Origin of the sequence: Pseudoalteromonas citrea, from assembly GCF_000238375.3 — a bacterium.
GTDB classification, from domain to species: domain Bacteria; phylum Pseudomonadota; class Gammaproteobacteria; order Enterobacterales; family Alteromonadaceae; genus Pseudoalteromonas; species Pseudoalteromonas citrea.
Genome location: NZ_AHBZ03000021.1, coordinates 456,354 through 482,963 on the forward strand (window position 1 = coordinate 456,354; position 26,610 = coordinate 482,963).

At 42.0% G+C, this 26,610-nt stretch carries 31 protein-coding genes; 7 read left to right on the forward strand and 24 right to left on the reverse strand.

Translation table 11 applies throughout. From position 1 onward, the window contains the following. The first annotated feature begins 19 nt into the window (after positions 1–19). Genes PCIT_RS13710 through PCIT_RS13720 form a run of 3 tightly spaced genes read left to right on the forward strand, consistent with a single transcriptional unit; the run spans position 20 to position 3,125 of the window. Positions 20–1,858, forward strand: coding sequence for a type 1 periplasmic-binding domain-containing protein (locus PCIT_RS13710; RefSeq protein WP_010367226.1), 1,839 nt, complete (start codon positions 20–22; stop codon positions 1,856–1,858). After that, the gene (locus PCIT_RS13715; RefSeq protein ID WP_010367227.1) at positions 1,855–2,016 is read left to right on the forward strand and encodes a hypothetical protein; all 162 of its coding nucleotides are present in this window, start codon (positions 1,855–1,857) and stop codon (positions 2,014–2,016) included. The genes PCIT_RS13710 and PCIT_RS13715 overlap by 4 nt, the downstream gene beginning before the upstream one ends. Before the next feature lie 41 nt (positions 2,017–2,057). Beyond that, positions 2,058–3,125 (forward strand): DUF481 domain-containing protein, encoded by a 1,068-nt coding sequence (locus PCIT_RS13720; RefSeq protein WP_010367229.1) that lies wholly within the window; start codon positions 2,058–2,060, stop codon positions 3,123–3,125. A 102-nt stretch (positions 3,126–3,227) separates the two neighbouring features. Here PCIT_RS13720 and PCIT_RS13725 read toward each other — a convergent pair whose 3' ends face one another. After that, positions 3,228–3,419 carry a hypothetical protein gene (locus PCIT_RS13725; RefSeq protein ID WP_010367230.1) on the reverse strand — a complete coding sequence of 64 codons (192 nt, stop codon included), beginning with the start codon at positions 3,417–3,419 and terminating at the stop codon, positions 3,228–3,230. Positions 3,420–3,677: 258 nt separating this feature from the next. On the opposite strand from PCIT_RS13725, the gene PCIT_RS13730 reads away from it, so the two are divergent. Both PCIT_RS13730 and PCIT_RS13735 read left to right on the forward strand, forming a co-directional pair. After that, positions 3,678–3,926 (forward strand): hypothetical protein, encoded by a 249-nt coding sequence (locus PCIT_RS13730; RefSeq protein WP_157592824.1) that lies wholly within the window; start codon positions 3,678–3,680, stop codon positions 3,924–3,926. Between the two features lie 341 nt (positions 3,927–4,267). After that, positions 4,268–5,476, forward strand: a complete 1,209-nt coding sequence (locus PCIT_RS13735; RefSeq protein ID WP_192992781.1) for an IS256 family transposase — start codon at positions 4,268–4,270, stop codon at positions 5,474–5,476. A gap of 286 nt (positions 5,477–5,762) precedes the next feature. Here the strand turns inward: PCIT_RS13735 and PCIT_RS13740 are convergent, their stop codons facing one another. The 22 genes from PCIT_RS13740 to PCIT_RS13845 form a co-directional block, all read right to left on the reverse strand. Next, entirely contained in the window at positions 5,763–6,101 is a 339-nt protein-coding gene (locus PCIT_RS13740) for a phage tail assembly chaperone (protein WP_010367860.1), read from the reverse strand. A gap of 11 nt (positions 6,102–6,112) precedes the next feature. Further along, positions 6,113–7,066, reverse strand: a complete 954-nt coding sequence (locus PCIT_RS13745) for a hypothetical protein (RefSeq protein WP_010367859.1) — start codon at positions 7,064–7,066, stop codon at positions 6,113–6,115. 9 nt (positions 7,067–7,075) lie between these two features. Next, positions 7,076–10,486, reverse strand: coding sequence for a hypothetical protein (locus PCIT_RS13750; RefSeq protein ID WP_010367858.1), 3,411 nt, complete (start codon positions 10,484–10,486; stop codon positions 7,076–7,078). 132 nt (positions 10,487–10,618) lie between these two features. After that, positions 10,619–10,933 (reverse strand): hypothetical protein, encoded by a 315-nt coding sequence (locus PCIT_RS13755; RefSeq protein ID WP_010367857.1) that lies wholly within the window; start codon positions 10,931–10,933, stop codon positions 10,619–10,621. Continuing rightward, a complete protein-coding gene (locus PCIT_RS13760; protein WP_010367856.1) occupies positions 10,926–11,864 on the reverse strand; it encodes a hypothetical protein in 939 nt (312 codons plus the stop codon). The genes PCIT_RS13755 and PCIT_RS13760 overlap by 8 nt, the downstream gene beginning before the upstream one ends. Positions 11,865–11,868: 4 nt before the next feature. Further along, positions 11,869–12,405, reverse strand: a complete 537-nt coding sequence (locus tag PCIT_RS13765; RefSeq protein ID WP_010367855.1) for a phage tail-collar fiber domain-containing protein — start codon at positions 12,403–12,405, stop codon at positions 11,869–11,871. Beyond that, the gene (locus tag PCIT_RS13770) at positions 12,402–13,124 is read right to left on the reverse strand and encodes a phage tail protein I (RefSeq protein ID WP_010367853.1); all 723 of its coding nucleotides are present in this window, start codon (positions 13,122–13,124) and stop codon (positions 12,402–12,404) included. Before PCIT_RS13770 ends, PCIT_RS13765 begins: the two co-directional genes overlap by 4 nt. A gap of 1 nt (position 13,125) precedes the next feature. Next, positions 13,126–14,088: a baseplate assembly protein gene (locus tag PCIT_RS13775; protein ID WP_010367851.1), complete on the reverse strand. Its 963-nt coding sequence runs from the start codon at positions 14,086–14,088 to the stop codon at positions 13,126–13,128. A gap of 82 nt (positions 14,089–14,170) precedes the next feature. After that, positions 14,171–14,629 carry a hypothetical protein gene (locus PCIT_RS13780; protein ID WP_010367850.1) on the reverse strand — a complete coding sequence of 153 codons (459 nt, stop codon included), beginning with the start codon at positions 14,627–14,629 and terminating at the stop codon, positions 14,171–14,173. A gap of 12 nt (positions 14,630–14,641) precedes the next feature. Then, positions 14,642–15,409, reverse strand: coding sequence for a hypothetical protein (locus PCIT_RS13785; RefSeq protein WP_010367848.1), 768 nt, complete (start codon positions 15,407–15,409; stop codon positions 14,642–14,644). Between the two features lie 134 nt (positions 15,410–15,543). Continuing rightward, complete coding sequence (locus tag PCIT_RS13790; protein ID WP_010367847.1) at positions 15,544–15,843, reverse strand: hypothetical protein; 300 nt, start codon at positions 15,841–15,843, stop codon at positions 15,544–15,546. 2 nt (positions 15,844–15,845) lie between these two features. Further along, positions 15,846–16,727 carry a hypothetical protein gene (locus PCIT_RS13795; protein ID WP_010367844.1) on the reverse strand — a complete coding sequence of 294 codons (882 nt, stop codon included), beginning with the start codon at positions 16,725–16,727 and terminating at the stop codon, positions 15,846–15,848. Positions 16,728–16,890: 163 nt separating this feature from the next. Continuing rightward, entirely contained in the window at positions 16,891–17,202 is a 312-nt protein-coding gene (locus PCIT_RS13800) for a hypothetical protein (RefSeq protein WP_010367842.1), read from the reverse strand. Positions 17,203–17,312: 110 nt separating this feature from the next. After that, positions 17,313–18,098: a hypothetical protein gene (locus PCIT_RS13805; protein WP_010367840.1), complete on the reverse strand. Its 786-nt coding sequence runs from the start codon at positions 18,096–18,098 to the stop codon at positions 17,313–17,315. 12 nt (positions 18,099–18,110) lie between these two features. Then, positions 18,111–18,638: a phage tail-collar fiber domain-containing protein gene (locus PCIT_RS13810; protein WP_010367839.1), complete on the reverse strand. Its 528-nt coding sequence runs from the start codon at positions 18,636–18,638 to the stop codon at positions 18,111–18,113. A 220-nt stretch (positions 18,639–18,858) separates the two neighbouring features. After that, a complete protein-coding gene (locus PCIT_RS13815; RefSeq protein ID WP_010367838.1) occupies positions 18,859–19,773 on the reverse strand; it encodes a phage tail protein I in 915 nt (304 codons plus the stop codon). 9 nt (positions 19,774–19,782) lie between these two features. Next, on the reverse strand, positions 19,783–20,607 hold the full coding sequence (locus PCIT_RS13820; protein ID WP_010367837.1) for a baseplate assembly protein: 825 nt from the start codon (positions 20,605–20,607) through the stop codon (positions 19,783–19,785). A gap of 87 nt (positions 20,608–20,694) precedes the next feature. Beyond that, positions 20,695–20,943, reverse strand: a complete 249-nt coding sequence (locus PCIT_RS13825) for a hypothetical protein (RefSeq protein ID WP_010367836.1) — start codon at positions 20,941–20,943, stop codon at positions 20,695–20,697. Further along, on the reverse strand, positions 20,940–21,338 hold the full coding sequence (locus tag PCIT_RS13830) for a 3TM-type holin (protein WP_010367835.1): 399 nt from the start codon (positions 21,336–21,338) through the stop codon (positions 20,940–20,942). Before PCIT_RS13830 ends, PCIT_RS13825 begins: the two co-directional genes overlap by 4 nt. Then, positions 21,338–21,754, reverse strand: a complete 417-nt coding sequence (locus tag PCIT_RS13835) for a glycoside hydrolase family protein (protein WP_010367834.1) — start codon at positions 21,752–21,754, stop codon at positions 21,338–21,340. The genes PCIT_RS13830 and PCIT_RS13835 overlap by 1 nt, the downstream gene beginning before the upstream one ends. Positions 21,755–21,777: 23 nt before the next feature. After that, a complete protein-coding gene (locus PCIT_RS13840; protein WP_040697867.1) occupies positions 21,778–22,137 on the reverse strand; it encodes a hypothetical protein in 360 nt (119 codons plus the stop codon). Next, positions 22,112–22,384, reverse strand: coding sequence for a helix-turn-helix domain-containing protein (locus tag PCIT_RS13845; protein ID WP_010367832.1), 273 nt, complete (start codon positions 22,382–22,384; stop codon positions 22,112–22,114). Before PCIT_RS13845 ends, PCIT_RS13840 begins: the two co-directional genes overlap by 26 nt. Positions 22,385–22,955: 571 nt before the next feature. Here PCIT_RS13845 and ettA point away from each other — a divergent pair. Together ettA and PCIT_RS13855 are read left to right on the forward strand one after the other, a co-directional pair. Then, positions 22,956–24,620, forward strand: coding sequence for an energy-dependent translational throttle protein EttA (gene ettA / locus PCIT_RS13850; protein ID WP_010367831.1), 1,665 nt, complete (start codon positions 22,956–22,958; stop codon positions 24,618–24,620). Between the two features lie 97 nt (positions 24,621–24,717). After that, positions 24,718–25,080, forward strand: a complete 363-nt coding sequence (locus PCIT_RS13855; protein ID WP_010367830.1) for a PilZ domain-containing protein — start codon at positions 24,718–24,720, stop codon at positions 25,078–25,080. A gap of 765 nt (positions 25,081–25,845) precedes the next feature. Here PCIT_RS13855 and PCIT_RS13860 read toward each other — a convergent pair. After that, complete coding sequence (locus tag PCIT_RS13860; protein ID WP_010367829.1) at positions 25,846–26,394, reverse strand: hypothetical protein; 549 nt, start codon at positions 26,392–26,394, stop codon at positions 25,846–25,848. Positions 26,395–26,610 lie beyond the last annotated feature (216 nt).

Sequence of the window (26,610 nt, forward strand, 5' to 3'; positions counted from 1 at the left end):
AACACAAGGAGCAGGTTTAATGCGCCGCTTTATCGTATATCTTAGTATTGTTTACGTCGCTTATTTGATGGTAAGGGGGATCACCTCAGGGCCCACAAGCACGCACCAAGAACAGCGTGCAATTAACACGCTAAACAGTAAGCACTTAGAAGTCGCCATTGTATGGCCCGAAGCAGAACATGATAATGATTCATTACAAGAGTATGTGCACGCATTTCAAGTACAGCTTGATTTACTACAAAGTGCCCATAACACGCGATGTATGGAGGCACCTGAAGACAAACAGGCTAACCTTCATTGTGAAATGAAGCCCATTAGGCTGCAACCTGCCTACGAAGAAGACAGCAGTTCAAAGCAAGCCAGTATTTCACAAGCGCAAGCCATTGTACAAAACCCCAACCTTATTGCTGTCGCAGGGTATGTCAATTCCAGAGCAGCCATTCCCGCTGCGGTAGTTTACGAAAATAAAGGGGTTGTCATGCTCTCCTCTGGCGCGACCGATGCCAGGTTAACCCAGTATGACTTTGAATATATTTTCAGGCACATATCAAGTGACTTGACTCACGCTAGCGACATTGCCGACTTTATTTACCAACAAGGCTATATTGATGTATTTGTCGTCAATGAACGCGACTCTGACTTATATGAAAATGACTTTACTAATTATTTTGTGGAAGCGGCCGTACACAAAGGCCTCAAAGTTGCGGATCCCATTCTGTATGAATATGAAAACCAAGATCACCTTAACACCATTGCCGTTTTAAAAAGAAAAACAAACAAGGTTTACTCTAAATCTGAACAACTCGCGCTGTCGACTGCGCGTTCAGAGCTTTTTGCACAGCTTATTGAGCTGCGCAAGTTATTCCCAGAAAACACTTCTGATATCGGCAATAAAAAAAGCGATATCATTTCGCTGCTAGTAGAGACCGATTCAAATACAGAGACGTATCGCCAATATTTTGAGGGGTTAAGTGATAAACGACTATTGGCCTTTTTAGAACGAGACTTTTCTTATAAAGCCAGTGACAAGCAGCTCAAAATTACGCAAGAAAAATATCGCCGACAGTTCAGACTATTAGATGATGATGAGCTACACCAAAAGCAGCAAAGCTTACACAACCAACTCGCGGTGAGTTTAGCAGACTCAGATAATGTGCTGCTTCATTATGTTCAAGAAAGTAAAAATAGCAGTAAATTAGAAGCCGTTCTGAATGAAACATTAAAACAACACTTTGAGGCCTTGCGCATTTCACAAAAAAGGCTCGATAAAGTGTTTGCCGAACAAGCTAGTATCATTTTTCTCGCAGGCTCTAAAGACAATGCCAAAACTCTGATGCGCCTCGCGCGTGAAGTAGATATGCACGAACCTTTTATTGGCGGTGGTGCGTTTTTAAATCTGCAAGTAGATTGTAATGACAGCACATGTATTGATGACATAGCCCCTTACTATGCCCTTTCAGTTGATGGCCTCCCTCCACTGGCCACTGAATCTTGCCATGCGCCCTCAGATATAAAGCACCATCACGTCAATAAACGAGAGCATCGAACTCAGCAAGAAATTGCCGAAGCGCAATATCAGCTATTTGCGTGTCGCTTTTATAACGATAACAATAAAACCCAAGGTTTTTGGGCAACACAAGGCTATTTCGCCGCATCGATTATTTGGGCTGCAGCGCTCGAATCACGTGGTACTACGCCAGAAAAAATAGCCAGTCGACTCAACTATGCCAGTGATGAATTAGACGAAAAATATGGGCTTACTTTTACACCTACCCCCATTACGCCCGGAAATAGTGACCTTTTTATTAGCCCGCTCAAGTTCACCCTTGTGCCTAAAACCACAGGAAATTTAAAATGATGATACTCATTTATTTATTACTTTGTTTATTTATTGCCTTTATTGGCAGCAATAAAAAGCTTGGCTTTTGGGGTTACTTTTTCAGCTCCATATTACTTACACCGCTTGTTGGGCTGTTATTAGTCGTGGTATCTGAGAAAAAGCAGCAAACCGTGTAATTGACAAAAACCATCCTCACAACCTAAACAAGGATTGTGCTATGCGTATACCTTATATTTTACTCGTTGTAAGCTCGATGCAAATAACCACCAGCTATGCCAGTGACGTTGATTTGCAATTTATAAAATCTGTCGATGCAAACCTGTACAAACAAATACAGCAAATAGCGCGCTGTAAGGCGCTTAATAAGTCTGCCGAGCAATGCAGTAAAGAAGTAAGTGAGAATATCACTACCACCAACCAAGTAGCGGCGACAGCAAAACCGGCGGCACAAGCCGCGCCTAGCGCACCGAGTAAATGGTGGCAAGCAAGCGCATATGCACAGGGGAAACCCCAACCTGAATGGCTGCACGCGGCTGATGTCTCGGTATCGTTGAGTAAACTCAGTGGTAATATTGATGGCGACCAAAACAGTATTTCGCTTAACTATTTCTCTCGCTACGATGCGTGGACTAACAGCTTATCGCTGGCCTATTCCAAAGACAAAGTCACCCAATCTAACGAGTTGGTATCAGATAGAAGCTATAAACTGTTCAATTATGGCGGGAAGTACGACTTCAACCGCACTTGGTTTGGGCAGTTAGGCTGGATAAAAGAGCAAGATGACTCACTCTCACTGGATGATAAAACCGTGGCCTATTTGGGTGGCGGTGCTTATTTAACCTATTCAGATAACCATAAATTACACTTAGTTATGGCACTGGGTAATCAAAACGACCAAGTGTCGGATGCAAACCGCACGCTTACTGGGTTAAATGAATTTGATTACGACGTCGCCTATGCCTATCAAGAATATAACTGGCAAATTGCCGACAACCTGATGTTCAACCAATCATTGAGCATTATTTATGGCTTAGATGATTTGGCTGAATTTGCCGATGCTTCAACCTCAGTGTGTAAAGAAACACTCACCTCAACAGCCACCTATTGTATTGTGGATCATAATAAGTCGAGCCAATATCAATTAACTTTAGGGTTAGAATATAGGCTGTCAAAAATGGTCTCTTTGTCCTATTCGTTTAATTTTGATCACGACACACAACCGTTCTTAGATGATGATGCCAGTAACTCATCACAAAGCTTAGCCGTCACCGCACGGTTTCAATAAGCGTTAGAGGCATAGCGAAAATACCGCATATAAAAAGGCTGCATGTAATATGGCAGCCTTATTTATATCGGTGTGTTTTATTCGTACTTTTTTGGAAATGGCTTAGCTTTGAGGCGTATAGCAACTTCCCGTGTAAAGCAGTATAAATGGTAACTTGAACAACTCAGGCTCAGCACCTCGCATTGATAAAGCAATGAGTTCTAACTTGTCCGCCTCTAAGGGCACGGCTGCTACAGTGCCTTTTACTAGGGTAACTATTTCTAACGTAACTGAATCTCGTGCAATATCTTGCACTCGATGCTTTTGTACTAAAGGGTATGTAACGTGAGGGTATTTAAACTGAGGTTATGTTCATACCTAGTATGCGTGACAGATACACCTTTCGGCGGGTGAAAATACCTAGCATCATCACACTGAATGACGGAATAAGCGCAGTGGTTAGCAAACGTATTTGCGATGGAATGGGTAAAATTAAACAAAAAAGCACTGACAAACGCCATTAAAAGTAATGGTCCAACAGTAAAAAAATCGTGATATGCATTGATTCTGCTAGTGAAAGCTTTGTTTGAAAAAAATTTGTTTGAGAAGACAGTGTTTGAAAAGGCTTTGTTTGCGAAAACGCTGTTTAAAAATATTTTGTGTAAAAGCGGGGAAATAGGCGAGGTTTTTCGAGGCATTATTTTAAATAATATGATTTTGAAGGGCGTGTTGTTAAAGAAAGTGACTAAGGAAAGCTTTAAAGGATGGGCTTTAAAAAAGAAGAAAATCAGAAAATTAGTGAGCTGGCTAACCGATGGCTAAAAAACAGCCAGCAGCTAATTAAACAACATAAAAATAAGCACCGCGCCTCTTTAATGCTTGGCAAAGGGTGCTTAATGGCTAAAAAGGTTTCGATGTTTTAGATGTAAGATCTAACCTGAGCAAATACATATCAGATAAGCACTTTGTCTTCCTGAATTCATTTCAGGATCCACGTGGCGGTGAGTGGTTAAAACCATAGTATATTGTGTGGCAGGGCCTCAGTAGCAAAGCCAATATTGTTCGAGGAACTTGTAACACAGTGTATGACCTACCTGATGAGCCTGTAATTTAAATTGTGTATCTGCTTATAATTAAGCCAGTAATGGCTGAGGATAAGCAATATGGATAAGAAAGCTCTAGAAGCCTTCGCTCGCGAAGCAGCTAAGTCGATTAAGACTCCTTCTGATCTTGATGACTTTAGGAAAATGTTAACCAAGGTGACGGTTGAGACAGCCTTAAATGCTGAACTTAATGAGCACCTCGGTTACGAAAAAAACTCACCAACTAACGATAGTAACAGTCGAAATGGCTACTCATCTAAACGCCTAATTACAGACGATGGTGAGATCCAGTTAGAAGTCCCTCGTGACCGTGACGCGTCCTTTGAACCCAAGCTTGTTCGTAAACATCAAACCCGATTTCAATCGATGGACGACAAGATCTTAAGCCTATATGCCAAAGGAATGACCACCCGTGAAATCGTCGCAACATTCAAAAAAATGTACGATGCGGATATCTCCGCCAGTCTAATATCTAAAGTTACAGATGCTGTTTTAGAACAAGTGGTTGAGTGGCAATCTCGCCCGCTTGATACGGTCTATCCCATCGTTTATCTCGATTGCATCGTCGTGAAAGTACGCCAGAATAAACAGGTTATCAACAAAGCCATTTATCTCGCACTTGGCGTAAATATGGAAGGTCAGAAAGAACTTCTTGGGATGTGGATGTCCGAAACCGAAGGAGCGAAGTTCTGGCTTAGCGTGCTCACCGAACTTCAAAATCGAGGCGTGAATGATATCCTCATCGCGTGTGTAGATGGCCTGAAGGGCTTTCCTGATGCCATCAACGCTGTTTATCCAAAAACTCAAATTCAGCTCTGTATCGTACACATGGTGCGAAACTCAATGAAATACGTCCCATGGAAAGACTACAAGGCAATTACCGCTGACTTAAAAGAAATCTATCAAGCAACAACGGAAGATGAAGCCCTGTTGGCGTTAGAGCACTTTGGTGATAAATGGGATGAAAAGTACCCTCAAATCAGCCGCTCCTGGACGGCTCATTGGGATAATCTCAATACTCTATTTAGCTACCCTCAAGATATTCGTAAAGCTATCTACACGACAAATGCTATTGAATCTCTGAACAGTGTGATCAGAAAAGCGACCAAGAAACGTAAACTGTTCCCGACAGATGAATCCGCTAGCAAGGTGGTGTACTTAGCGATAATGGATGCTTCCAAGAGGTGGACAATGCCTATTCATAACTGGAAGCAAGCTCTAAACCGTTTTATGATTATGTTTGAAGACCGACTAACTGAATACTTGTAACTAAGAGCAGTTACACAGAATTATTTACAGGGTCTACCTGATTTGTAGTAGGCCATACACGATTGTCTTGATTATTTAGCTGTTTATTTAGCTATTTATTTAGTTACTTAGCCCTCACTCATCCACAGCCACCCCTTCAAAACCTTAAGTAAAAGCATAATTTCACTCAATATAGTAAGGCGGGTAGACACTTAACTCAGTCGTATATTTAACTCGCAAAAAGAGAGTATGCACATTAAACAACGACTAAAATTAACGTTCAGGCATATTAGTTGTGTTAGTTTTATTAATTCGCAGGCTTAACAGGGAACGGGTTGAAGGCCTCATTAAAGTCAAAGCTCTGTGCCGTCACATCACGTAAAGCCTGGCGGTACCGTCTTAACGCTTGTGTGTCTTTACCTGCATCTTCAGCTTTATTAATTGATATGTCAGCATCGATTAGTAAAGCAGCCCTTACTTCTCTCACTTCATCTATATTAGCAAAGGCAGGCACAATACCGCTTGAACCTACTTTACGCAGATCAAGCCTGAACTGACAAAGTGTATTTAAACGTTGCTGCTCTCTTTGTTGCTCAAGTTCAAAGTGAACAACATATTCATTATTTTCATCGATGAATACATCCATATTGCTACTCCTTAAAAGCTACTGCGACGATTATTAAAATTTGAAATTAGATTATTCATTGGTAATTCAGGATCTGAACTAGGGTATTGACCGTGTACAAAATACTTTCGAATCGAGCCTATATTTTCGGAAGTGTCTCTAGTATAAATACCACTTATGGCACACTTTGCAGGCTGATTTGAAGTTGAAAACACGGCTTTATCGTATGGTCCGTCTGTAATCAATCTATTTAAATTACAACGAGTCATATACGAACTAAAATCACCACAAGAACGGCCAGAAGCAAGTTTTACAAGTGGCGTCCCCAAGTCCCAATAACAACTTACACTGGAAATATTAATACTTGAGGTAAAGTCCATGCGTAAGATTAACCCCGTCCAAATAGAGGGCCTCCATTCATTTGGTAACACCGGCGTAAAAAGATAAACTTTGTCAAAATTAATTGTTAGTGGCGATGTAGGTACGGGCCTAATACCAGAGACTGCCAACTTATTACTTACAAATGATTCGTTCTGGTCAATTAGTACTTGATTTTCAATCGTTGCATAATTTTCCTTGAATACACTGGCATCATCGGTAGGGAAGTTAGGTTTCTTTGCTATACTGTCTAACCGCGTATAAAAGCCAAGATACCTGCACCCAATGTAATGTACTTTGGTGATTGTATAGGTTTGCCCTGCTTCAAAATAAAGTCGGCAACCTTTATTTTTTTTACACATATTCAAAGCTTTGTCTATGGTTTTTAGAGGCCTATCGACACTGAGTCCATCGTTAACATCATCCCCTTTTATACCATCAATGAATAATCGAACATCATTATTAACTACAGTATTTACCGCTTGTTGCATATGTGCTTTTGACTCGGCCCGCTCTCCTTGCCATTTATCAAGCTCTGTTTCTATTGTATTCGTTAGCGCTGTGTTGGTCTGAACTACCTGAGCGAGTAACTCGGTATTAGTTGCCATATCTGCTCCTTAAAGCATTTCATCAATGTCGTTGATTGTCAGCGTACCGCTGACAGCTTGTTTTAAAAGTGTTTTTAAATTGTCGCGTAACCAGTGTTGCTGGTTTGCGTCGTGACTATGTTCAAAATAGAGGGGGTAGACAGGAAAGCGCTGTCGGTGACCATCGTAGTCATGTACTCGAATACCATTGCCGTACAGTAACCTCGGCGTACCATCTTTGCCTTTAACCCAAGCCGTATTAGCGGTGTCTGCGGGGTCGTTGCCTGTCACTTGCTCGGTGAGTAAAGCCTTAGGAGTACCGAAGTAAAAATGTCGGTCATCAATGCCAGAAAATGCCGTTTCTGCATTTTTTCCTCCCTCATTATCTTCTTCGGTTCTTAATTGGGCGTTGGGCACATACGCGCATTCGTATGGGTTCCAGTGCTCTCTGGGCGTGCGTAAGATAAGCTCTAGTGGGATCATCCAACTAAACCCCCCTACTACTTTCGCATGGGTGGTTTTAGCGCAAAACAGCGTTGGATCGTTAAACCCTCTATTTGCCGTCACTCTCCCAGATGCATCATTACGGCTAAACCGATAACGTCGGTTATAATATGCGGCGTTAAGCTCTCCTCCCTGCCAATCTTGCAGGATGTCGTTTAATCCATATTGGTCATAAGTTTCCTGTAAAGATGCGCCTACCCCTTCAAGGCCTGGTAATTGTTCACACAGTTGAGCAAGGTCGACACACTCAAAGCGGGCCATCCGGCTACGCATTAACCTTTGGTTATTGCCAACACGTGCCCTGCTGCGCAAGTCTTTGACCAATTTGAATCGATTGGTGTGATCGATGATCCCTTTTAGCGCCTTATCTTCATCATAGGGGAGCTGACTACTATCACCATAAATTACCGATACTGGATGTTGGTGGGAGGTATCTAAATCTTCACCTACAAGTTGACCATTCTTCCAAGTAATACGAATGTCATGACGATGATTAAAATCAGTTGAAGTCTGTACTGTCAGCGCAGGCACCTCACCTGTTTTCAGTTGTTCAATTTGTTCCTGACTCAATGGTTCAGCGATATGGTGATAATGACTTCCGGTATTACCAACAATAACCTTGGCATTACTTAGGCCCAACCTTTTAGCCAGTGTGGCTACTGGCATACTGCTGATCCTAAACTGCAATAAACCATGTTGTGGCACCCCTTGATCGTCAACATAGCTGATCCGCATTGGGTGATAGGGTAAATTTTCTGAGCGGTTTTTATGGCCGGAATAATTTAAATAACGCCCTTTATCAAAAATCTCTTTGAGTTTTTTACCATCATTAGAATGACGAAAGCTGTCTGTTGGATCATTCAAATCGTCTTGAAATGTTTCTATCCAACATTCTAAGTAACTGAGTTCCCAAATACAGTCCTCGGGGGATTGCTGTTTAACATCACGCATATAGCCTGCTTGCGTGTTTTGAAAGTTAATGCGACCATCGGCTTCGCACCCTGTTGGTAACGCGTTAACGTAGCTTGGAATTTGCGCTGCAATTGAATGGCTTCTGGCTAAATATTGCCCTGGAACTGAATGCATTAAACGGTAGTCATTGTGGCGCGTACGAAAGTAATAACCATTAATACACGCCGCCACTTCTGCCATACCGGGCATGGCTTTATAATTGGGGTGGTTATGTATATTGAGAGTTGCATAACTTGCATCCACAACACGATGGCCAACACTGAATCCTTTATCGGCTTGATATTGGCGAGTACCCACGACGCCACTTCCGCCATTCATTCTGAGAAATTCAGCCATTCCCTCTTGGTAACTGGCCGTACTCAACCAGCCGCGTTCAACCATATTAAATACAGGCAACTCATGGGTTCCCCCTGAGGCATGCGTACCTTGAAAGTAGTCTTTATTAATATCAGTGACGGGGGTATTCGCCACTTTTTCAAGCTCAACCTGAGTGACTTGTAACTTATCTCTTAGGTCGTCAACTTGCGCGCTCAGTGATTCGATCAACTGATCTTTTTGGTAGCGATTTAAATTGTTGCTCAAAATACCTAATGCAAGACGACTCATCCCTTGCTCTAAATTGACCCAGTGCTCGTCAATTTGCGCATCGTTTAGCGCCACAGGAACTTTGCCCACCTCAGGAATTGTGGCGGCGGTAAAATCAGTAGTTACTTTACTCGCTAAATTTGCAGCTTGTTCTGCTTTGTTTGCTTGTTCGTGCGCAAGCACACTGGCTTGTGACGCTAAACCAGCTTGATAAGTCGCTGATTTTTCGAAACCATCTGCATTACTGGCAGCCGTTTGGGCTTGTTGCGATGCTCTATGTACCTGCGTACTAATTTGCCCTGCTTGATCTTTAAATAATTCAGTTTGCTGCTTTAGTTGATTGGCCTGCTCTGCCGCTTTTTCGCTATTAACGGCTTGCATTGAAGCTGCTGCCGCTTGCGCATCTACCGCTTTTTTCGCTATATTTACCTGTAAGGTATCAGCACTAAAAGCCTCTTTTAATTGTTCGACTTCGTTATATTGCACAGTCACTTTGTCAGCAAGAGCTTGCGTAAACGCCTGTGCTGTTTGTGCTTTTGCGCTGTCACTTTCTACGCTTTTAGCAACGTCAATTGAGTGGGCCAGCTGAGTGTCTACGCGTTGTTTTGCATCTGTCACCTCAGTGGTCATTAACGCACTGATTGACGCTTGTGCATCTGCAGCTTTACGAGCAATATCGGCATGTAGTGTATCGTCAGCAACTTGCGCACTCAGTGTATGTACTTGATGTGCTTGTGCGTCAATTTTACCCGCCGCGGCTTTGAATTCATTATGCTTATCGACCACATCATTATGTTTTTGATGGATATCTTGGTGCATAAAATCCATACGTTCAGCTTGGCTATCAAACTCATCAAGTTTGGGTGAAACTTGTGCCAAACTAGCTGTATTACGCTGTATATCTTGTTCGAATTGCGTTAGATACTCGCTTGTTTTATGGGCTGTTTGTGCCAGTGTTTTAATACCGGCAGGTGTTGGTATTTGCGCAATTTCGCCATTAAAACTGGTGATATCGTGACTGGCTTTATCGCTGGTGAACCACCCTGTCAGCTCATTTTCACGTTGATGCCATTTTCGCTGTAATAGGGCCAGTTGTGAAGACAACTTTGCCGTTAGCCCTTCTCCAAAATCTTGAATGATCCCGTATGCAATTTGGCTACTATTTTGTTGTGGATTAAATGGGCTCGCATCAAGATGGGACAGACGCAATGAATTATTATCAATAACATCAACAACCAATAAAATTGTATCTTTGTCGTTGGTGCGAAAATAAAATAAATCGCCTAATTTAATGTTTGCAGTATCAACAAAGCGAGTCGATGTCCCACGAACAATATCTTCACCCTTAGTAATACTGATTTTTCCGACTGTGTAAGTCATGTAAAACCTCTGTATGATTTACTCACACGCACGCGTTACCTATTCACATGTAATCATGTGAATTTCTAGAACATAAGCTGAGTGGCTTTGAAAGGTGTGTACGCGTGCTTAATTGAGTAAGCGAATGATTCGTTATTGAAGTGGAAGGTGAAGTGGAAAACGCTGCTTTATTTCGGTCACTTTATCTTTCCATTGCTGCTTTTTAAGGACAGATTCATCAAATAAGAACTCCATATATAACGGATCAGATTCTTCTTTGTATGCGGCTTTACGTTGGAGTTTTACCTGATTGTTTTGATACTGTTCAATGGCTTCAGCGACCGTATTACCTTCAATACCTTGATGAACCCCATATCCTATTATTTTACCTTCAACGATGGGTTGTTGCGTTTGTGGATCAAGTAAACTGTTGATGTCGTAATATTCATATTGGCCGATTTTAAGCATGGCTACCTCCAAATGTTTCACCTGTCATTGGCTTTTTGTTATCTTCTGGGTGATCTAACGCAAATAATTGTGGTGACGCGATAAAACATTCTAAGTCTGTATCGTTATCTCCGCTGGCAAAATTTTGCATTTTTAGTGAGTTACCGCAATATCGTGGGTGCTCAAGAATAAACTCAACCAATTGATAAGGGTGCGCCGAATGAGTCGGCTCGCATTGCTGCGCAGTCAGTATGATATCGCCATTTGTGTTACGGTTATACCCGACATGGTCGCCAAAAGTAAGCATGCCTTTTTTAACATATACCCATGCCCTAAATAAAAAGCGCCCACCAGCAAATGCACTATTTTTACCCACATTTAAACCAATATAAGCGCTATCAGGGCTAGTTAAACTTTTTCTAGGAATACTCACTTTACTTATATACCCTTGCTGTTTAAGCCCGCTCCACTCTCGCGCAGAAAGCCCACCAGAGACCATGATTTGCTTTTCATGTAAATGTGCAAAAATGGGTTTGTCTGGGGTTGCTAACCAAGGATCATCAGTATAATTTTCTGGCTGAGCGAGTTGTGCCTCTTTAACACTTAAATGCGAGTAACGTGTGCCAAATGCGTAATAGTTTTGACTTACTACTTCTAGTTGCGCATCTCCACTGGGTAAAAATGGTGGTGTAGTTGCAATGCGGCGTTCATGCCCGTCGATGGTCTCTAACGTGGTATTAAAAAACCAGGGATCCATCAAAAGATTCCCCCCAACAATACGGTGCTTTAGTAAGTCTTGTGCAAATACGGTCATTGACTGCTCTGCGTTAGTGACCTTTTGATTTATAAATGCAAGTTTATCGGTAACCGCTTGAGTCAGTTCATTATTTGAATGAACTAATTGGGCATTGGTTTGCTGTAAATTAACCAAATGCTCTTCAAAAGTTGGCATTAAATTATACTCCTAATGATAAAAGTCTGTCGTTAAATTGAATTTGTCGATAATTTGAGGCGATCTGTGCCTGTGCAATTTGCGCATTGGATAACGTCATCGCCATGAACTCTTCACCTAGAAATAGGTTTAAGTCACCGCTGCTGTGGATCTCTATATTGTTTATCGGCACTGCACTGAGCACTAAATCAAACCCTTGAACAATATGAGCCATCGGTGTTTGGTAGAATAGAACATTGGTTGGATCTGACCATACGGCAAACAAAGTACCATCTGATAAGTAAAATCCGACTTCTTTAACTGCATATTCACTGTCACTGGTAAATTTTCCTGTGAGGTGCAATTGCCCATTACCGAGGTTTTTACCACCGGTAACCACCGTTCTATTTACTTCTGATTTAAGGGTGACTTGATTACGTGTTGGCTCATACCCTTGCGTGCCAACTGCAATATGAGAAATATGAATATTAACGTCACTGGTTTTCGCAGCAACTGCGGCATTAAGTCCTGCCTGCGTTATTGTGGGGGTGTAATTGTTCATCTACATACCATGGTTGATTGATTAAAAAGAATAATTGATTGCGCAGTGACTGTATGTAACTTGCCATTCAAAAGGTGGTTTGGACTCGCATCAGCTATATTTCTTTGCACTCCTACCGAGCTTGTTGTCGAGCAAACATGCAGTGTATTGGCAGTAAAATCAAAGTGAGGCTGCTGATATAAATCAACCCGTTGCAAAAGCGTACTACTTGAACATGCCCCCACATAGACTGGACTACGTTGCGTATTGGTAATTTCAATCTGAATTTTTGTTCGTAATGGCTTGGTGGTAATAATAGCGCGCCATAACTGGTGCTGTAGTTGTGGTGTTAATAACACAGTGTGATCTGTATTACGGTTTTTGCCATTATCAGCAATGATTTTAGCACTGTGCGAGATCCCCTGACTTTGCCAGTCTTCTTCAACTTGTGCTGTAATGCTAAGTACTGCGATGGCAGATTTAATTGAACCAACTGTACCTTTAATTCGATGCATTGGCACACTGTCAGCTATCACATGACGCTTTACTTGCTCTGACCAATTGCTGTTCCAACTATCCACACTTAACCCATGAGCGAGCCAAGGTAAAAAAGGTTCAGGACACTGCCATGGATCCCAGAGGTGCTGATTTAGAATTGGTGTTCTTTCAATCTCAGCAGCACTTTCAGAAATCGCATGCTCAAGCTTTGAACTCGATAAGGGGAGTAACGTGTCAGCCATGTTAATTCTCCACCGCGATATTTAACTCAGTACAAAATGGGGCTTCCTGAGATGCCACTTGAATATCATGTGCTGGACTAATTAGGTTAACTCGCTTAACACCTGCTTGATGCAAGGCCGCATATAGGCTCGATAGAGAAATATCATGACCTAACTTATATTGTGATGCCAACCACTCTGCGCAGTGCCGCTCTACTTGTGCTAGGATTTCTTGTTCATTAGGCCCTTGGTAAAGCTCGAGTTTAGCCTCAATCTTAAATCTATTGATGACTGCTGTTCTAACATGCACTCTGTCTGTGAGAGGCCTAATCTCTTCACCATTAAGGTGAGTGTAAACAGCATCAATGATCTCTTGACTAGCATGGCCATCACCTTGATCACTTAACACGGTGATCACCACATCCCCTGGTTGGGCATTATCCAATCCAGCCGTATGCGTCGAACGCAATAAAATCGCATCTGGTGGGACAAACTTTGATAATTCGCTTGGAATAGAGTGACCTTCAAACTCAGGAGCATCAACAAATACATCTTTAACATGCGATGATGCTTTTAACGTATGAAATACATAAGCACCCGCAGGACCTGCCGTACTAAATCCTTCTAATGCTAACCCTATACGTGAGCGGTAGCGCTCATTGCTTTCATCGATACCATCTTGACTTAACTCTCGACTAACACCAAAACGCATACCTAAATAGTCTAGCTCTTTATCTGTTGCCTTCGCCAAAAGTACATGCTCAGCCCCTTCATTGATACGTTGGCGTAACAGCAATTCTCTATAAGCAAATGTTTCTAATAATTTAATGATGGGCTCACTGGGGAGATCAGCTTCAAAATCTGGATAACGGGCGACAAACTCTTCGACTATATTATTTTTTAAAATATCGAAGCTGAGTGGCTCGATGAGTTCTGGTGTAGGTAACTGATTGAAATCGATAGCACTAAAGTTTGTTAAGCTCATAAAAAACCACGGTGAATTGAGTCTATATAAAGTATCCTCCCTCACTTATGAGGGAGGATATCGAGTAGCAGTCAGGATTGCTTTACTTACTAAGCACTTGGTTGACCGCAGTAGCGCGCGCTGATATTTCATTCATTACGCTTTGCTGGCCTTTACTTTGATACGGGAACGTTAACGACCCTGCTGCCACATCTGCCTCAATATGGCCAATTGCTGATTGCAATGACGTAGCTGATGCGCGTACTTCTGCCAATGTGGTGGCTTTGTTAAGCTTATTAATAAAACCACTGAGTTCGTTGAGGAGTAAGTGCGTGGTGTCTGAGGTTGTACCAAGCAATGAGTCAGTATCAGCCACTTGCGTGGTGATATTTGCACGAGCCATCGCTTTGTCTTGTGCTTGTTGTTCAAGTTCAGTTAGCACCACCGAAAAAGTCGCGCTTGCACCATATTGTTCATGTACCAGCTGCGCAGTCGCGTCAAGTGGTGTGTTACAGTCGTAGAAATGGTCAACGACCTGACCGTTTACTGTTAATGTAGCCATTATATTCTCTCCTTAGTTATACGCGGGTTGATCAGCATCACCGAGGTACGCAAACTGACCCCATTGCTTTTTAGTTAGATCTACATCACCTGTTACCACTGCTGGTAATGCAACTTGAATGATGCCTGTTTCCGTTTCAGGTTTTCCTGCACCATTTACATATGGGTGGCAATGGGTGTAGTGGTTACGCCCACCATGAGCCATTGACCCTCCACAGATCTTTGCAGGTTGATTAGCCTCAAGGCCTTGACACCAAAACCCATTTGGAACAACACCTTTAATGTGCTTTACGACTGCTCCAACTGTCATTGTTGTTGGCCTACGTAAATATTGGAACATCAAATATGCTGCTGTTCCAATATTGTCACCTCGTCTATTGGGGTAATATTCCAGCTCCCAAATTTTAAAACTGCCTGCGAAATACTTAGTATCAGAGCTAATCGCTTGTAAAAATTCCCGGGCTAATGCTGAGCGTTGATCAACTTCTACGCCCGTCGTTACTGTTTCAACCACTTTGGCACTTTTTACAAAGCCACCACTCCAATTAAGTGGGAATGTGCTATCCGCATTTGGAATTAGTGCTTGGTTTTTTGTAACTCTAAAGTGTGATTGTTTGTCTCGGGCTGAGTCTATGTAGTTATTGACTTGACTTATATAGCCATCAACAGTGCTTTTGGCTGACAGCACTTTGCTGTCTATATCTTGAATTTTATTATCGACAATGGTGGTGAGGTCATTTGAGGCCTCTATGAGTTTGGCAATATCTTGTTCTAACGCCATGTGTATTTTCTCCATACATTTTAAAAAAAACGCATACAAAAAAGCCCGCAAAAGCGGGCTACGTATGCAATAAAAAGTTAATTGTGCTTGATCCGTTAAAGTCGCTTATAAAACGGGTTGGTTTTATAAGTCAGTTATTTCGGAAATTGTGTTTTAACCGCTTCGCGCTGTGTTAACCAAGCCGTTTTTGCTGTGGTTGCTTGTGCCGACGAGTCGCCAAATTCAGCGACGGCAGCCATGTAGTCAAAGAACAAATAATCGCTTTGTGCGCTGTAGCTTTTTCTTCGTAGCGTTTGTACTTCATCGGTATTAAAAATCACTTCAAAATCATCGGCGGCAACACCGGCTTCTTCAGCAATGTGCGCGCCATGGGCTAAGTCTTTAATACCACCAGCAAAATTAGTTTGCGTAGAGATTTGTTTTAATATCGCCATGGTTATGCTCCTTCAGCAACAGTTGGACCAACGTGTGAATACGGGTGGCCAACACTGTCAGCCCAGATCATGTTATCGCCATGATCACCCATCCCCACATAAGGCAATGCAATCGCCACTTTCATTTTGCCAAGGCCTGAAAATATCGGTTGATGGCATCCACCCCAACCAGCTCTTGTTGCGTGCTTATATTGCCAGCCTTTGTTCAGATCAGAACTGTCGACTCTAATTGACGCAGAGCGATTTGAAGAAGGGTAAAACTTCATATTGCCGCTAACTTCAAGTACATTAACCCAACAACTAGCTTGGGTTAAAAACTCACCACGTCCCCATCCAGTAAAAGTGGGGCAACCTTGGTTAATAACGAATAAAAGACCATTATTTGCATCGGTTTCTCTGCCTTTGGTGATTTCTACATCAAATACCACCACTTTGAAATCAGTACCATCGTATGTATTTGATTCAGAGCGATACCCGCCTAAAGCACGGGTTTTAAATTCGTCATTCGGCACCAATCCATGCTGGGCCAACATGCTTGTGTTGAGTTTAGTTACAGTACTTACCCCTTCTGTGCCTTGATAATAAAAGCAACTCCATGGGGCGGCATGTGATTGTAATACGTCAACTACCGTACCTTCTGGTTGGCCTGCGTTGATGTGTGCAAAATGCTTGGTGTCTGACAACATGTTTGGCCCAAGCGGCAGTGCTTTTTGAAAGCTGGCAATTTTTGCGTCTACAGCTTGCTCTTTGGCTGTGAGTTTGGTGTCAATCTCTTGCTTTTTTTGGTTTAAATGCGCAGTAATGTCTTGGACTTTACCGTCAACGGTGTCTGTGAGTTGGTTGGCTGATTTTATGAGATCAGCAATGTCTTGTTCTAATGCCATATTATTTTCTCCATAATAATAATGAGCCAACCTGTATTCACTTATTGTTAAATAAACAATGTTTGTAATACGACTACGTATGGCTCGAGTAAATGAGCATAAAAAAACCCACCAAAAGGTGGGCTTAGTTAGTACTCTGTAAAACGATAAAGTTATTTACCATTTAAGGTTTTGGATAATGCGCCTTAATAGATTTACGTGCCCCAAGCCACGCTGCTTTCGCAGTTTCGGCCTGCGTACTTTGCTCACCAAACTCAGCTTGGGCTGCTAGGTAATCAAACGCTAAACCATCTGATTGCGATTGATAGGCAAAGCTGCGTGCATGTTGGCACTGCGCTTCTAATTGCGCGTGTTTTGCTTGGGCAATTAGCCCGGCAACATCAGCTTGTGCCACACCTAAGTCAAGCAAGATTTTTTCTTCAGCAGGGACATTCACCATGTCGTTGCCTGCTACGTTGAGTTTTTCTAAAATCATCGTGTTTCCTTTGATTTTTATGTTGTACGTTTTTGGCTACTAGGTGATTATTTACCCAGTAGCCATTTTTAATAGCACGTATTTCACTGTGCAGTGTTTAAATATGACCCCTACGCTGAAGCCGGTGCCGGCGGCGTATAAGGGTGATTCACATAAGGAATGGTATTGGCGATAGGTGCTTTGCGCTCAGTAAATGGAATGGGCTCTACAAACCAACGAACTGTCCAATTACCTTGAGAGCTTTCATATGTATTGCGTCGTTCCATATCGCTACCATCATGGAAAGCCACATCCCCTTTCCAATTTTTGGCGATGCGATAAGTTAAGCCACCTCCGCGCAAGTACAAGCCACTATATGTACAATGCCAAGGGCCTAAAGTTCCATCTTCGCCCCCTCCATAAAAGTCTTTACTCAAGTCGATTTTTTCGGCTTTACAGTTCAGGCGAAAATCAACATGACTTACCGTGTTGTTATACCTTTCATAAAAGCGCTTAATATTCATAAAATTCGAATCACCATTCCATGCATATGCATTACCCTCAAGCTGCAATAAAAGACCAGCCTGGTGACCTGATGAAGGGTTTAGAGGTCTAGTATTGCTATTCCATGAGTAATGTCGACTCACTGTTAACTTACTCACACCCTCTTCATTGCCAGGGAAACGCCACCACACTGGATATAAATAATCTTTAGAGCCGCCAATCGTGATGGTTTGCTCATAGCGTGTTTCGGGCGTTGCATCTTGAATAAATTGGTCAACTTGCGCTTCTTTGGCTGCTACGCGGCTATCAAGCTGTGCCATTTTTGCATCGATGGTTTTTGCTTTATTGTCAATTACTGAGGTGAGTTGATTGGTTGATTCAACTAAGTTTGCGATATCTTGTTCTAATGCCATTGTCTGCTCCTGTTATTTCAAAACGCCTGCGTCCATCAATTCAAACTTTTGTTTGATATGACGGTACATGTTGCCAATTTGTGCTGCACCTAACTTGGCCAGCTCCGGTGCAATTAAAATATTTAAATTAACACCTTGGTCAATCACCGTGATTGAATCTGCTGGCACGCCCGTTAGTACAAGGTCAAACGCTAACAGCAAGTCCACTTCTGATGACTTATAGGCAATGGGTTTATCGGGGTCTGAATAAACAGCAAACAAAGTGCCGTCTTCTAAATAAAAGCCAACTTCGTTGACCCAAAAGTTATGATTGGTGTCATCAATCACACTCATATGAATTTGTGCATTGCCTTTGTCTTCGCCACTGGCCACAGAAATACGATGTACCTCTGCTCCTAATGCCGAGCGGCTTTGATGAGGCGTATAATTACCGGTACCTAGCCCTATTTTGTTAATTTTGGCTTGAAAGCCATTCTTTTCAGAATTAAAAACTGCCTCTAAACCCGCAGTTGTTATTGTTGGCCGTAAGATTGTGCTCACTGCACATACTCCTTAGGTTGATTTGATATCAATCAGCCTTGTATAAGCGATGCCAGCTTTAGCCTGTAGTGCACTTGCTATCATCTCTTATCAAAGACTGCGTGATATAAGAAACAATAGAGTGTTATGTGGGGTTACTTAGTGTTTGATTACCTGTATGGTGCCAGTTTGCTGCATTACTTCATGTAACGTCACTTAACTAAGTAAACGCACATCTTCTCTATTGAGATGAATGAAGGTAAAAGCGACCCACGCTGAAGCGTCGGTTGCTAAAATGAAATGCAGCGGCTAAAGAGGACTGTAAGTAATAGTAGCCTGCTGGTAGTTTTTGGTCGTTACTCATATAAAACCGGCCCACACTGTGGCGCTGGTTATGCAAGTGCAGCCCTGCGCCCAGTGCGGCGGATAATTCACCCGACACGGCCTGGGTTTTGCCATAATTACGCTTAAGCCCATAGCGATGTTTATTCACAACAGTGAGGCCCGCGGTCATTTCTGTGGGGGCGGCTTTTACCGGTACCGTGTCATAGTTTATACGACCAACTTGTAAGCCACTCGATGTGGTTGCAACGGTCACCCCTAAATCCAGTTTAGCGCCCACTAAAAAATCAAAATGGGCTCTTTGCGGTTTGGTATGATTGGTTACGCGGTAAATCGCATCGTAAAGCGTTTGGCTTAATACCACTTGCGCACTGGTATAGGGAGTTTCATTGGCCCAAGCAATAAACGTAAATGTGTTAGGTTTACCCGAGTGATGCGGTGCCAAAGACACATCATCAACGTCTTCAAACCATTCAAAAAAATCAACTTTTACGCCCAATGACGCAAGCGCCCTTTTTACCGAGCCAACGGTGCCTTTATGCTTATGTATGGTGACTGACTCTTGGATCAAAGCCCGCTTGCTTTCTGTTGACCATTGTTCGTCCCATTCATCAACAGATAAACTCCACGCTAGCCAAGGTAATAGCTTGTCAGGGCAAGTCTTTGGATCCCAATGTTTTGCCACGTAATCTGGAATGGGTTTACTTGGCACAAAGCTCGACGCTCGCTCAATGGATTGCTCGAGCTCACTGCCATTCATGGGTAATAAAGACTGAAACTTAACGCTTTCGTCGCTGTTATTGTCATCGTTCATCACATCACCTTACATAAAAGTAATCGTTGGCAAGCTTGCAATCGCAGCTTGGTTCACTTCACAGCTGATGTCGTCTTGTGGAGACAATAACTTCACCTTTCTCACGCCAGCTTGATGAAAGGCGTCGATCAGCCCTGAGTGCGGTACTTCTTGCCCTAACTTATAGTGCTGTGAAATAAACTCATTCAGTGCTGCGTTGATTTTTTCACTTACTGCGCTTCGGTCAGCCCCATCATGAAAGTGGATCTGCGCGTGTATGTCATAGGCTTTAGGTTGAACCATATGCACTTTAACAAGGTCCGTTAATGGCCTTACGTCGTCATCATTTAGATGTGTATTCACCGCATCGCGCAGCTCGCCCGCATCCACATTTTGCTCAGGTAATATATATACATCGACAATACCCGGCGCACTTGAGGTAACGTGCACATCTTTGACATTGGCTGATGCTGCCAATGCTTGATATTCATACGCCCCCATTGTGCCTGCCATACTGTGGCTTTCTAAAGATAAGGGGATCCGTGCTCGGTAACGCTCGTCACTTTCTTCATGCCCCCGCTCCACACCAAATAACACCCCTAAATGATTTAGGTCTTCGCCTGTTGCATAAGCAACCATGACTGAGCGAGCGGCATCATTAATGCGCTGTCGCAGTAATAACTCACGAGTGGCAGCAATATCTAACAACTTAATTGCAGGGTCTGATGCGAGTACCGTATAGTTGGGAAAGGACTCGGTTAGTGCATTTTCCATTTGTTGATAAATGTCGTCGTATTTTAGCGGTTCTATCACATCTGGCACCGCCAATCGTGATAATTCAATTGCATTGTTCAAGGTGCTGCTCCTCATGACACATATGGCTGTGCACCATCGTGTTTATTTGGCTGAAGTTGGGTGCGTTTCGGGACTCCGAAACGGCGTTTAGTTTGCTCTGGCTTTACTACTCAATAAGGTATCGAGCTTTTTATCTATCGAATCAAGGCGTTTTTCAATGCGCTTTTGATCTTCGTTTCTGATCTGTTTTAAATGTGACAGCTCTTGTGTATTGGTGGTGATCCGTTTATCTAAATCACTCAAATACAAAATCCCTGAAACAAGCAATGTCACTGTGGTAATAATATGGGCTAAATTGAGTTCCTTTTTCATTTGCCACTGCTCCGGTTGACTCACTTAGCGACTCCGTTAATCTTTTCAATTGTTCTTAGTCCTGCTAGCCCTAACATACCAAGTGTTAGCTCTAACATGACTTCTAGCGGTAATTCTGGTGCGCCTATTTCTGGCCACAGCCATTGTAATATTGGGTTGACCACAAATGAGAATAAAAAGCCAAACCCGCAAACCCATAGTAAAAACGGCCTTGCACCAGCCACAAATACACTGCGATGCGATGCACTGAGCTCGCTAATTTTTGCTTGTATTTGTGCTGATTGTTCAACCAAGCGAGCTTTAAGAATATGCTGTTTTAACACTTCTTCTTCACTGGTAAACAGCTCATCTAAAATGGTCCCAACCGTTTGGATCGGATCTTTTATTGCTGGATTAAATAAGCTTGATAATATTCCCATTATTGCCACTCCCCACTGAGCATTTGTTTGGCTAGCTCATTGGCACGCCCTGGTACCTGATTAGCCCAACGACTGTGAAGCATCTCAAGCGCCGCTTGCTCATAATTGCCCTGCTCTAAATTGGCAATCATTTTTTTAAAACCCATTAGGCCAGTTACACCTAAATTGAACGCCATATTCACTAATACCGCTTGGCGTGGCTCATTACACCGGCTTACATCTATACGTCGTTTAATGCCCGCTTTGGCTTCTTTAATATCGCGTGCTAATAATTGCTCAGCTTCCTCTTCGTCAATGCCGTTATCTTCTAAATTTCGACCGTAACCGATCGTCAATTTTCCCCCTGTGCAGTAATAAGGATACTGTTTATATCCTTCATGCTTTTTGATTTGTTCAACTGTGATCATCAGTGACATAGCGTGACCTCTTATTAATTAACTCAATGTGACAACTCAAGCATTAAACTGCGCTCGGCTTTTACTAACCAAAACTCCGCTGAACGCTTAGAGTCAAAGCCAAGCAACTTGGATGTTTCAGTCATAGTGCCAGCCATGACGTAACGCGCTCGAATCGCTTTGATGCATTCAGGTCTTAATTGAGAAATAATAGAGGTGATCAGCTCAATATCATCAGGTACACTCATTGCTTCGCTTGACGAAAACCCACCGGTTGGTTGCCCTGTTCTATCTGAGATTGATTGAGATTTAAATCCTCTGCCCATTTCTCGTTTAACCCAAAAATTCCCCCACTTTTTAAGCGCAGCTCGTACTTGCTTAATCGTTATGTTCGTTGTCATCATTGATCTTCCCGATTACTTCTAAAATATTTAACAGATATACGTCTTCTACTAAGCTGATCACATCATTCCATTTAGGATCAAACTCTCGGTTTTCCCACCTTCTTAGCGTTCGCTCTTCAATGCCATACGTTGCAGCAGACTCAGCTTGGGTATATCCCCTCAGACGTCTGGCATAGCGTAATATCACACCTCCCTTGGGCGTTCGCTTAACAGATAGACGTTCTTTATTTAAGGCTGATTGATTCATTACGATCCTTTTAATTTCACATCAAGTAAGTAGGTAGCCAATGCCACGAATTACAGACGTGGCCGTAACTTACTTATTTTTATATATTTATGTGGAAAGGAAGAGTGGCGCTTCACTTACTGGCTTCGTCAGATCCTTTGACTCCGCGTAACTGGCTTAGGCGCTACTATTATTGTAATTCATGCATGCTATTGAATAGATGAGTGGCTGAATGTTACTAAAGATGGGTAAACCCGAACCTGCTCGAACTGAGTCGTAACTTCAAATAAACACCTAACAACCAGTACTGTTTACAAAACCTGACAACATGTTTTTTTAAGATACGCTAATCTTACCGATATCTTGGCTCTAAAACAGGTCATATATGACCTAATATTAATTACTTAAGAAAAAACAACAGGATAATTTAGGCGATAGGGTAACAGCTCATTAATAAAACAATATATACACTTTTGTTAAATAGTTGAGTTTTTAGAATACGCTAATATAAAAGTATAAGATCAAGGTAAAGGATTGCTCCTCAGCGATCCTTTCTCTAAAATAAGCAGACTAAAACAAAGTTTGGATTCTCATGGCTCAATATATTTATACAATGTCGCGGGTGAGCAAAGTAGTGCCGCCGAAGCGTACAATTTTAAAAGACATCTCTTTATGCTTTTTCCCTGGTGCTAAAATTGGCGTACTGGGCTTAAATGGTGCAGGTAAGTCTACGCTCTTACGTATTATGGCTGGCCTAGACACAAGCTTTGAAGGCGAGGCTCGCCCACAACCAGGTACAAAAATTGGTTACTTACCACAAGAGCCACAACTAGATGAAAGTAAAACAGTGCGTGAAACAGTTGAAGAAGCGGTAAGCGAAGTTAAAGGCGCATTAACGCGGCTTGATGAAGTTTACGCAGAATACGCAGTGGATGGCGCTGACTTTGATGCTCTGGCTAAAGAACAAGGTCAACTTGAAGCAATTATCCAAGCGCACGACGGACATAATATTGACAATGTTTTAGAGCGCGCAGCTGACGCACTTCGTTTGCCTGAGTGGGATGCTAAAATAGAACACTTATCTGGTGGTGAGCGTCGTCGAGTCGCTATTTGCCGCTTATTGTTAGAAAAGCCAGACATGCTGCTACTTGATGAACCAACTAACCACCTTGATGCAGAATCAGTTGCATGGTTAGAGCGTTTCCTACATGACTATGAAGGTACCGTTGTTGCTATTACCCACGACCGCTATTTCTTAGATAACGTAGCTGGTTGGATCTTAGAGCTAGACCGTGGCCATGGTATTCCATGGGAAGGTAATTACTCTTCTTGGTTAGAACAAAAAGACGCACGTTTAAAACAAGAAGAAAAATCAGAGCAAGCACGCCAAAAATCAATCGAGAAAGAGCTTGAGTGGGTTCGTTCAAACCCGAAAGGTCGTCAAGCTAAGTCAAAAGCTCGTATGGCTCAGTTCACTGAAATGCAGCAGTCTGATTACCAAAAACGTAATGAAACCAATGAGCTATTTATTCCACCTGGTCCACGCCTTGGAGATAAGGTTATAGAAGTTAGCAACCTTACAAAGAGCTTTGGTGATCGCGTACTCATTGATGACTTAAGCTTCAATGTTCCAAAAGGTGCGATCGTTGGGATCATCGGTGCCAACGGCGCAGGTAAATCAACGCTATTTAGAATGCTAAGTGGTGAAGAACAGCCTTCTGCCGGTAACATTGATATTGGTGATACCGTGGAGCTGGCCACTGTTGAGCAGTTCCGTGATGATATGGAAGGGAATAACACCGTATTCCAAGAAATATCAGATGGTCAAGATATCTTAAAAATCGGTAACTTTGAGTTCCCAAGCCGAGCTTATGTTGGCCGCTTTAACTTTAAAGGTAATGACCAACAAAAGTTTGTAAAAGAACTTTCGGGTGGTGAGCGCAACCGTTTACACCTAGCTAAGCTATTAAAGGCGGGTGCGAACGTTATTTTACTCGATGAGCCAACAAATGACTTGGACGTTGAAACTCTGCGAGCACTCGAAAATGCAATTCTAGAGTTCCCTGGCTGTGTTATGTGTATATCGCACGACCGTTGGTTCTTAGACCGTATTGCTACGCATATTTTAGATTATCGTGATGAAGGTCAAGTTAACTTCTTTGATGGTAACTATACTGAATATGAAGAGTGGCTTAAGAAAACGTATGGTGCAGCTGCTGCTGAGCCAAAACGAATTAAATACAAAAAGATAGGCTAATTTAGCTCTGTATCAAGCCCCAAACATTTGGGGCTTTTCACTGGTATTGAACTAGTTTAGCAACTATGATTATTAAAACAGTTTAAGAGAGCGACCAATGGAAGAGCGTAGACGATTTACAAGAGTATTGTTTTCAAATCAGGCAACCTTAATGACTGCCAGTGGTGACTATACGTGCAAAGTCCTAGACCTCTCTTTAAATGGTGCCTTGATCACCCTTCCTGTGGGCTATATCCCATTAAAAAACGAACCTGCTAGTCTAAAATTTAACTTACCAGATAGCGAAATTGCAATTTCAATGGAAGTAGAAATTGGCCATATTGAAGAAGCACATCTCGGCCTCCATTGCTGCCAAATTGATATTGAAAGTGTGACTCATTTAAAACGGCTCATAGAGTTAAACGTCGGAAATGATGACATATTACATCGGGAACTAGAGCAGCTTATTTGGGAAAAGTAACCGTTCTCGGCAGCTTAAATCTATAACATACACCTCGGTATTGTAGTGCAGTGTAGGATAACTAGGAGTTAAAGGTACTTGTTAAGTTACTCATTAGTGCTGCTTGAACGTACACCAAATCAGCCAAAATAAGATTAATATTTTCCAATATCAATATTGCCAAGTACACCAGGCCTTACATCTTATAAATCCAAATTCACATGATATAGACCACTCATAGTCAACCAATTAGAACCGAGCAGTCGTCCAGTGGTAATACTTATTGTCGTCGAAGAAAAATAAGTCTTTGTTGTGAGTCGCAACCCGTTAGTCGAAGCACGAAGCTATCAGAGTGAAGCTTCCACACTCAAGAGTTTTAACTATCAATAAATAGGGTAAGACTCTAGAAAATTATCACAAGATAAAATCTTAATAGCTAGGAAAAGTATACTCGACTTCCCAGCGATGCATATTGCAGTTTTTAGATTCAGACTAGAGTAAAGTAAAAAGTGTTCTCAATAAAGTGCAGACTTCGGTGTAATTATCAGCTGTAGGCTAGTCATCAATGTATTTAGCGCTATAAGATTAAATTATGAGGCGGGAAGTAATATAAACCTTTCATTCTAAGTCTGGGAAGTTGAGTCATCAAAAAGAGCGAAAATTGCATCGAGAGAAGCTCATATATTAGCCCAATAAATGTAGCGGTTAAAATGAAAAACGCCCGATAACGTATATCAAGCGCTCTCACTGGTAATGACCATTTAACTTATATTTTCAAGCCGCCTACTAAGCGTACTTGCTGTTCGGTAAATAACGCAATGCCAAGTGAAATGGATAGTATAAAAATACACCTGCTTTTACTAAATTTAATGACGCAAGGCCGTACCTATATATACCCTCTAAGTAATTAGCTTCTATAATTACTCTGTCAACATATCTCAGTAGCTGCAAACACAGTACAACACCAGACAAATAGCATATACATTTCGTAATATTGGCAAACTCACACCGTTTGATGTTGTGCCATTTAATCACCAAAACAATTAATAAAAGCTCATGCAGGCTAAAGTAAAAATAATATAACTGCCTTTTTCCAACAATGCCTAAATCCGCTAAAAGAATAGTATCGCCGACAAACCTTCCAATAACATGAAATAGAGCCCCCAGACAGACTAACACAAATAATGAATGATCAGTCTGCTCACGTGCACATAAACTCGGCTTACAAAAAAGCATCGCTTTTAGTGAGTGTTTGGAAAGTAAAAGTAGCGTACAAAGTGCTAACACCTTGCTGACTGCCACCATCCAATCCACTGATAACAAAACTGACATCATTTAAATTCTATCCATTGACTTTTATTAACGACTTTACTGTAAGTAATAATGTCGTTCTTGCTGACATTTTTGGTGGTTCAACACCACCTCCATTTGATCCGTAAACGCTTCTAACATCCTGTTCTTTTAATACCTTGTTTTTAAGTGTATCGCGACACATTTAAGTTACTCCATTAAATAATGAAAACAATGCTCACACGTTAAGTTCAAAGAACT